7 protein-coding genes and 1 tRNA gene are annotated in these 8398 nt (G+C 38.0%); 4 read left to right on the forward strand and 4 right to left on the reverse strand.

Annotation, left to right across the window (positions count from 1 at the left end; translation table 11 throughout):
• Window positions 1–23 precede the first annotated feature (23 nt).
• The 4 genes from clpX to OB69_RS17620 form a co-directional block, all read right to left on the reverse strand.
• Window positions 24–1253, reverse strand: coding sequence for an ATP-dependent Clp protease ATP-binding subunit ClpX (clpX, locus tag OB69_RS17605; protein WP_053225081.1), 1230 nt, complete (start codon window positions 1251–1253; stop codon window positions 24–26).
• 4 nt (window positions 1254–1257) lie between these two features.
• Entirely contained in the window at window positions 1258–1932 is a 675-nt protein-coding gene (locus OB69_RS17610; protein ID WP_053225082.1) for a ClpP family protease, read from the reverse strand.
• An 86-nt stretch (window positions 1933–2018) separates the two neighbouring features.
• Entirely contained in the window at window positions 2019–3350 is a 1332-nt protein-coding gene (gene tig / locus OB69_RS17615; RefSeq protein WP_053225083.1) for a trigger factor, read from the reverse strand.
• A gap of 63 nt (window positions 3351–3413) precedes the next feature.
• Window positions 3414–3495 (reverse strand) — tRNA-Leu (locus OB69_RS17620).
• A 114-nt stretch (window positions 3496–3609) separates the two neighbouring features.
• On the opposite strand from OB69_RS17620, the gene OB69_RS17625 reads away from it, so the two are divergent.
• The 4 genes from OB69_RS17625 (at window position 3610) to OB69_RS17640 (ending at window position 8072) form a co-directional block, all read left to right on the forward strand.
• The gene (locus tag OB69_RS17625; protein ID WP_053225084.1) at window positions 3610–5829 is read left to right on the forward strand and encodes a RelA/SpoT family protein; all 2220 of its coding nucleotides are present in this window, start codon (window positions 3610–3612) and stop codon (window positions 5827–5829) included.
• A gap of 154 nt (window positions 5830–5983) precedes the next feature.
• Window positions 5984–6442, forward strand: coding sequence for a Fur family transcriptional regulator (locus tag OB69_RS17630; RefSeq protein ID WP_053225085.1), 459 nt, complete (start codon window positions 5984–5986; stop codon window positions 6440–6442).
• Between the two features lie 12 nt (window positions 6443–6454).
• Window positions 6455–6802 carry an STAS domain-containing protein gene (locus tag OB69_RS17635; protein ID WP_053225086.1) on the forward strand — a complete coding sequence of 116 codons (348 nt, stop codon included), beginning with the start codon at window positions 6455–6457 and terminating at the stop codon, window positions 6800–6802.
• 1 nt (window position 6803) lies between these two features.
• Window positions 6804–8072: an adenylosuccinate synthase gene (locus OB69_RS17640; protein WP_053225087.1), complete on the forward strand. Its 1269-nt coding sequence runs from the start codon at window positions 6804–6806 to the stop codon at window positions 8070–8072.
• Window positions 8073–8398 lie beyond the last annotated feature (326 nt).

Consider the following 8398-nt stretch of genomic DNA (forward strand, 5'->3'; position numbering starts at 1 on the left):
ACCTGATTACCTGATTACCTGATTTAAGCCACCTTCAGCTTCTTAAACTTCGATTTCTCAAGTTTTTCTTTAGCGTATTCTAAATCGATTTCGAGCCTATTGTTTTTAGTGTCAGAGGGCATTTCAAACATTGCGTCTGTCATAATTGCCTCACAAATTGACCTTAAACCGCGCGCACCCAATTTATACTCAAGTGCTTTTTCTACAATATAATCTAGTGCCGAAGGCTCGAAAACAAGTTCTTTTTCTTCCATTTCAAACAACTTAGTATACTGCTTTGTAAGCGCATTTTTAGGGTTAGTTAAAATGTCTTTTAGAATCTCGTTGGTCAGAGGATTCAAGAAGGTGACAATTGGTAAACGTCCAATTAGCTCTGGTATCAAACCAAAGTTCTTTAAATCTTGAGCATTGATGTACTGATGAAGGTTTTCTCTATCGTAATCCTCTTTGTCATCTTGAGCCGAAATAAAACCAAGTGGTTGTGTGTTCAGTCGGCTAGCAATATGTCTTTGAATACCATCAAAGGCCCCACCACAAATGAAAAGTATGTTTTCAGTATTTACTGAAATCATTTTCTGATCAGGATGTTTTCTTCCGCCCTGAGGGGGAACGTTAACATTTGTGCCTTCTAATAATTTTAAAAGTGCCTGCTGAACACCCTCACCGCTTACATCTCTCGTAATAGATGGGTTGTCCGATTTTCTAGCAATTTTGTCAATTTCGTCAATGTAAATAATGCCTCTTTCGGCAGCTTCTACATCGTAATTGGCAGCTTGTAGTAGTCTAGTAAGAATGCTTTCTACGTCTTCCCCCACATAACCAGCTTCTGTTAATACGGTAGCATCGGCAATACAGAATGGTACCTGAAGAATTTTGGCGAGGGTACGGGCAATGTAAGTTTTACCTGTGCCCGTTTCCCCAACCATAATAATATTTGATTTTTCAATCACGATTTCGTCATCAATCTTTTGTTGAGTCAATCGTTTATAGTGATTGTAAACCGCTACAGAAATAACCTTTTTAGCCTCATCTTGCCCCACAACGTATTGATCGAGATGTTTTTTCATCTCCATCGGTTTTATTACATTGAATCTAGGCGTAGACTCTTCAGCATTTTTTGTTTTTAATTCCTCTGAAAGAATTTGATTCGCTTGAGTAATACAATGATTACAAATGTGCGCATGAATTCCTGAAATCATCAGGTCTACATCTTTCTTATTTCTTCCACAAAAGGAACAGGTTACTTCTGCCATAATCTTATTTTTTTGGTCTAATCAAGACCTCATCAATTAATCCGTACTCTTTAGCTTCTGAAGCTCTCATCCAATAATCTCTGTCTGAATCTTGCTCAATCTTCTTGTAAGTTTGGCCAGAATGACTCGATAGAATATTGTATAGGTCTTTTTTTACTTCCAACGTTTGTTTCAGTGAAATCTCCATGTCAGAAGCTTGACCCTGCATTCCACTCATTGGTTGGTGGATCATAATTCTAGAATGCGGTAAAGCGGCTCTTTTGTTTGCTGCCCCACCTGCCAATAGCACCGCTCCCATAGAAGCTGCCAAGCCAGTACAAATAGTAGCTACGTCTGGCCCAACATAGTGCATAGTGTCGTAAATCCCCAAACCAGCATAAACCGACCCGCCTGGGCTGTTAATGTACATCAACACGTCTCTTTTAGGGTCAACTGACTCTAAGAATAACAATTGAGCAGTAATAATATTGGCGATATTGTCGTCAACACCCATCCCTAAAAAGATGATTCTGTCCATAATTAATCGTGAAAACACGTCAATTTCGGCAAATCTCGTTGGTCTTTCTTCAATAACCGATCGGGTCATATTCTGGATATAATTGGAATAATCGTCAATCGCTGTTCCACTCACCCCTTGGTTGTGAATGGCATATTTTCTGAATTCGTTTTTATCTATCATGTTTTAATTAGAGAATTGAACTGAACAAATTTAAAAAAAAAGCCCTTCGTTCAAAGGACTTTAATTTTAACAAGGTTGTTATTCGTTTAGTTCTGAACGATGTCCTTAAATTTTTCTACATCTACTTCTTTAGATTTGATCTCAATTTTTTCTTTGATCAACTCCATAACTTTTGCCTCTTGTACTTGCTCGGCCATTTTCATGTAGTTCTGACCGTTTTCACCTTTAAGGTAATGTTCCACAAACGAATCCATTTGCTCAGCAAACTGACCCATTCCCGAACCTGCAAACTGTTGAGCGATCATAGCTCGTGTAGCCTCTTGAATATCGGCATGCTCTGGCTTTAGCTCATTCTCTTTGGCGATTTGACTAGAAATCAAGTTCCAACGCAATTGATCAGCATAAATTTCATACTCGTTTTCAATGTCTGCATCAGTTACTTTGCCTTCGCCTGTTACTTTCAACCATTCTTTCAAAAACTCATCAGGCAAGTTAATTTTGGTAACTTTGATTAATTCGTCTTGAATAGTTTTGTTTAAGAAAGCGTCCGTTTCGCGAGCGTAATTAGCTTCGATGGTTTCTTTTACTTTTGTTCTAAACTCTTCTGCTGTAGAAACAGTATTAGGGCCGAAAGTTTTATCGAAAAGCTCTTGATCTAACTCGGCTACTTCTTTTCTATTGATATTTTTCACAACAAAAACGAAAGCGTCATCAAGGTCTGCTACTTCATCAGCAGTTTTTCCCAAATGAGAAGCTACTTGAGCGTCATCCTTGAAGAGTTTCTTAAGGTTGACTTTAATTTCATCACCTGATTTTTTGCCTACAAATTTCTTTGCGTTGGTTTTAGTGAAATCAGAAGGGTCAATCGTGGTATCGTTTTCAATATCACCATTCTCTTGCTTCAGGGTTCCGTAAAGTAAATCACCTTCTTCGCTTACTTCAGGATTGGTCATTTTACCAAACTGAGCTCTTACGTTGTCGATTGATTCATCAAGAACTTTATCGTCAGCTGTAATCGTATAAGATGTTACTTTGATTTTCTTATCAAGTGCTAAAGCGAACTCATCTACTAATCCAACGTTGTATTCAAATTCGAAATCTGTCTGAGTGTCCCAGTCTACAGATTCGATTTGTTGTTGATTTGGAAGTGGCTCTCCGAGAATCTTCAAGTCGTTCTCACGAATGTAGTCTTGAATAGCATGTCCTACTAAATGATTGATTTCTTCTACTAGGATAGACTTTCCGTACATCTTTTCGATAAGGCTTTTAGGTACTTTTCCAGCTCTAAAGCCTTTAATCTGTGCCTTTTTGCCGTAGTCTTTAATTTTGTCTGCTACCTTTGATTGGTAATCTGCTTCATTTAATTTAACTTTAATTGAAGCGACATTTGAAGCTTTTTTGTCTAACGTGATATCCAAAACCTGTCAATTTTTGTTGGTACGAATAAAAAACCCCCAATCGGAAGATCGAGGGTTTATTTGTGCGGATAGAGGGACTCGAACCCCCATGCCGTAAGGCGCTAGATCCTAAGTCTAGTGCGTCTACCAATTTCGCCACATCCGCGTGCGATTGTTAAATGCGACTGCAAAGGTACACTAAAAGAGAAATAATTCAATAGCTAAAAATATTTTTTTATAAATATTATTGATCGAAAATTACGGAGGCTAATTTTAACATATGATAGCGGTTGATGCAGAAGAGGAACGAAAGGAAATTATTAGAAGATATCGTAAGCTATTACGCAGAGCAAAGCCTTTTTTAAAGGATGATGATGCCAAACTGATTAAGAAGGCATTTAATACTTCGCTGGAAGCGCATAAAGAAATGCGAAGAAAATCGGGTGAGCCATATATTTATCATCCATTGGCGGTTGCTCAAATTTGCGTAGAAGAGATTGGACTTGGTACAACTTCAATTGTAGCTGCACTTCTTCACGATGTAGTAGAAGATACAGAAATCGAGCTAGATGAAATCAATGCCGACTTTGGTCCCAAGGTGGCTAAAATCATAGATGGGCTTACCAAAATATCGGGAGTGTTTGATCACGGTAGCTCTCAACAGGCCGAGAACTTCAGGAAAATGCTACTAACGCTTTCCGAAGACGTAAGAGTGATATTGGTAAAGCTTGCTGATAGGCTTCATAATATGAGAACCCTAGAGAGCATGCCTCGCCACAAGCAATTGAAAATTATTTCCGAAACCATATATATATATGCACCGCTTGCTCACCGATTAGGCTTGTATACAATAAAATCTGAACTAGAAGATCTTTGGTTGAAATATACCGAAGAAGACGTGTATGCTGAGATAGCTTCGAAAATTGCAGAGAGCAAGTCTTCTCGGAGCAGATTTATTAGAAGCTTTGTAGCGCCAATTCAAGAAGAACTTAACCGAACTGGAATTAGCTTTGAGGTAAAAGGGCGTCCAAAATCCATTTATTCCATTTGGAATAAAATGAAAAAACAGAACATTCCTTTTGAAGAAGTATATGACCTGTTTGCTATTCGAATTATTGTGGATACCGACCCCGAACATGAAAAAGCTGCCTGCTGGCAGGTGTATTCTATAGTTACAGATTTTTATACTCCTAACCCCGATAGACTTCGCGATTGGATAAGTACACCAAAGGCCAATGGCTATGAGTCGCTTCATACTACTGTAATGAGTAGAACGGGGCGTTGGGTAGAGGTGCAGATTAGGGCAAAGCGCATGGATGAAATTGCTGAGAAAGGATATGCCGCGCATTGGAAGTACAAAGATGGAGCACCTACATCTCACGAGTCTGGCTTAGAATTGTGGATACAGAAAGTCAGAGATATGCTCGAGCAAAACGATACAAACGCGATTGAGTTTGTTGATGACTTTAGAGCAAACCTTTTCAGTGATGAAGTTTTCGTATTTACTCCTAAGGGCGATTTAAAGATATTGCCAGCTGGCGCTACAGCACTAGATTTTGCTTTCGATATTCATACAGAGGTTGGTGCAAAATGTTTAGGTGCGAAAGTCAATAATAAACTGGTTCCGTTAAATTACGAGATTAAGAATGGAGATCAGATTGAGGTACTCACTTCTTCTAAACAGAAACCGAATGAAGATTGGTTACGGTTTGTAGTTACTTCCAAGGCCAGGTCTAAAATTAAAGACAGCCTAAAAGAGTTTAAAAAACAGGCGGCTATTGATGGAAAGGAGATTGTTCAGCGCAAGCTTAAACAAATGAAAATTCCTTTCGATGGCGATGTGGCAAACCAGCTGCGCGCCTTCTTCGAAGAAAAAACCGTTACGGAGTTTTATTATAAAGTAGGCAAGGGCATTATCGACCCTTCAGAAATTAAGAAATACAAAGAGTTTAAGGTCAACACAAAATCTCAGCGCGCCAAAACAGAGGAGTTGAGCGATTTTAGTGATGACTTCAGTAAAATAAAAACTACTGGAAAAGACATTCTTCTGATTGGTGAAGATATGGACATGGTAGATTATCGTCTTGCTAAATGCTGTAATCCAATTCCAGGAGATGATGTATTCGGTTTTGTAACCGTAAATGAAGGGATTAAAATACATAGAACAACATGTCCAAATGCTCCAGAATTACTTTCTAATCATGGCAATAGAATAGTAAAAGCCAAATGGATGTCTGAACAGCAAAATGCGTTTTTGGCGGGGCTTCGTATTATTGGTACCGATAGGGTAGGCCTAATGCGCGATGTAACAGATTTAATTTCTAGTGAATTGAAAGTAAACATGCGCTCTATCAGCATCGATACCGAAACCGGAATCTTTGATGGACAAATCATGTTGTACATCAATAATACAAAACACCTAGACGACATGAGCCGTAGGCTAGAAAAAATCAATGGAGTAATGAAAGTGACTCGTTTCGAATCAAAAGATTTAAAATAATAACAATACAGATTACTTCCTTGTTGGGTCTACTAATGTCTAATGTTTAGACTCTTTTCATTCCATATCTATTAGAGTTAATTTCCGATAGATTCAATCCTAATGAGTTAAATAAGTTTAGAGTTATATATTTGCACTTTGATGCGCGAGAAGTATGTCGTTAAAGCCTGAGGTATTTGAACAAGTAAAAAAGATTTTTACTGCTTTTTTGGAAAACAAAGCACTTAGGAAGACGCCTGAAAGGTTTGCCATTCTTGAGGAGATTTATTCCAGAGGAGGACACTTTGATGTAGAATCGCTCTACATTTCAATGAAGAACAAAAACTATCGTGTTTCAAGGGCCACAGTATATAATACATTAGATCTACTGGTAGAGTGTGATTTAGTCAGTAAGCATCAGTTTGGAAAGAATCTGGCGCAATACGAAAAATCCTACGGTTTTAAACAACACGATCATATCTTAATGTTAGATTCAACCGAAGTGCTTGAATTCTGCGATCCACGAATACAGAACATCAAAAACACACTCGAAGAAATGTTTGATATTGAAATCATGCATCATACGCTCTATTTTTTCGCTAAACCAAAAAAGAAATCAGAGTCCGATAATTAAAATTAAGTTAGTATGGATTATAGTTCAAAAATAGATTCTGAAACCCTAATACTTTCATTAGTGGGAAACCTTATTGGTGAAGAAGTTGGAGTTGCCTTACTCAAAGAGGCCGACATAGCTATTAGTGAGGGAGTAAAATACTGTATAATCGATATTAACGAAGTAAAATATATTAACAGCAGCGGAATCGGTGTCTTAATCACTATTCTTACTAAGTTTAGAAATCAAAGCGGAGAAGTATGCATTGTAAATCCTTCCGAGCATGTGAAAAAGTTATTAATAATAACCAAGCTGAACGCCATATTCAATATTGAAAAAACTGTGGACGAGGCAATATTAAAATTAAAATCAGAAAACTAGAATGAAGGTTGATGTACTCTTAGGCTTGCAATGGGGAGACGAAGGCAAGGGAAAAGTAGTTGATGTACTAGCTCCAAAATACGATGTTGTTGCCAGATTCCAAGGTGGGCCAAATGCTGGTCATACGCTTGAATTTGACGGCCATAAACATGTATTGCATCAAATTCCTTCAGGTATATTCCGTGAAAGAATAAGAAACATAATCGGAAATGGAGTAGTACTCGATCCAATTGTTTTTAAAAAAGAAATTGAAGGTCTTTCTAAATTCAATATTGATTTAAAAAAGAACCTTTTCATCTCCAAAAAGACACAACTTATTCTACCAACACATAAGCTTTTAGATGCGGCTTATGAACAATCAAAAGGAAAAGATAAAATAGGGTCTACTCTAAAAGGGATTGGCCCTTCTTATCAAGACAAAGTTGCACGTAATGGAATTCGTGTAGGTGATATAGTGGCTCCAGATTTTGAAGGTAGGTATCGTAACTTGGTAAAGAAGCATCAAAACATTTTGAGCCACTACGATTTCGAGTATGATCTAGAAGAGGCAGAAGCACCATTCATTGAGGCAATCAATTTCCTTAGAGATTTTAATTTGGTGAACAGTGAATATGTGATTAATGAATGTATTCGTTCAAGCCAAACTGTTTTGGCAGAAGGGGCGCAAGGCTCTTTGCTCGATATTGACTTTGGAAGCTATCCGTATGTAACAAGTTCGAATACCATGACAGCCGGAGCTTGTACAGGCCTTGGCGTTGCACCAAGAAACATTGGAGAAGTCTTTGGAATTTTTAAAGCATACTGTACTCGTGTGGGAGGTGGGCCATTCCCAACCGAACTGTTTGATGAGGTTGGAAAAAGAATCCAAGATGAAGGCCACGAGTTTGGAGCTACTACTGGCCGTCCAAGGAGATGTGGCTGGCTAGATTTACCAGCACTTAAATATGCCATCATGATCAATGGAGTAACGCAACTCTTTATGATGAAGGCCGATGTTTTAAGTATTCTAGACGAACTGAAAGTTTGTACCCATTATAAACTTTCAGACGGAACACTAACTGAAGAGATGCCATTCCAACTTTTGGATGAAGAGATAACACCAGTTTATAAAACCTTTAAAGGTTGGGCTAAGGATGTGAGGAACGTTAAAGAGTATCGTAACCTGCCTTCCGAGTTAGTTGCTTATATTGAATACATTGAAAAAGAAACAGGAGTGCCTATCACAATTGTGTCTTTGGGTCCTGATAGAACAGAAACTATCGTGCGTTAATCGATATATTATAAATTATAACAAACCCCTGTTAGGCTTAGACCTAGCAGGGGTTTGTTGTTTAGAAATACTATTCTGTCTGGTGACCTACCCTTTCTCATTTCTGTTTTAAGTTTTTTTAACGTGCACATGTACGGAGAGGCATGTAGTAGTGTACCATTGTGGAAGTTTTCTCGGGTTGTTTCTAGTTGAGGTTAAGGGAGTTATAAAATATTTAAAAAAATAGTGATAAATCGTTAGGAAAGGGGTGAATAAGGGTGCTACATTTGCATCCCGTTTAAGCGGAACGGGGGTTATTTGAGGAGATGGAGAGTAGGTTGAATTAG

It is taken from the genome of Roseivirga seohaensis subsp. aquiponti (genome assembly GCF_001267955.1).
Lineage (GTDB): Bacteria > Bacteroidota > Bacteroidia > Cytophagales > Cyclobacteriaceae > Roseivirga > Roseivirga seohaensis.

Bases quoted from the DNA above. Each gene is read 5' to 3' on its own strand.
- clpX (WP_053225081.1), bottom strand. From the start codon at position 1,253: ATGGCAGAAGTAACCTGTTCCTTTTGTGGAAGAAATAAGAAAGATGTA.
- OB69_RS17610 (WP_053225082.1), bottom strand. From the start codon at position 1,932: ATGATAGATAAAAACGAATTCAGAAAATATGCCATTCACAACCAAGGG.
- OB69_RS17625 (WP_053225084.1), top strand. From the start codon at position 3,610: ATGATAGCGGTTGATGCAGAAGAGGAACGAAAGGAAATTATTAGAAGA.
- OB69_RS17630 (WP_053225085.1), top strand. From the start codon at position 5,984: ATGTCGTTAAAGCCTGAGGTATTTGAACAAGTAAAAAAGATTTTTACT.
- OB69_RS17635 (WP_053225086.1), top strand. From the start codon at position 6,455: ATGGATTATAGTTCAAAAATAGATTCTGAAACCCTAATACTTTCATTA.
- OB69_RS17640 (WP_053225087.1), top strand. From the start codon at position 6,804: ATGAAGGTTGATGTACTCTTAGGCTTGCAATGGGGAGACGAAGGCAAG.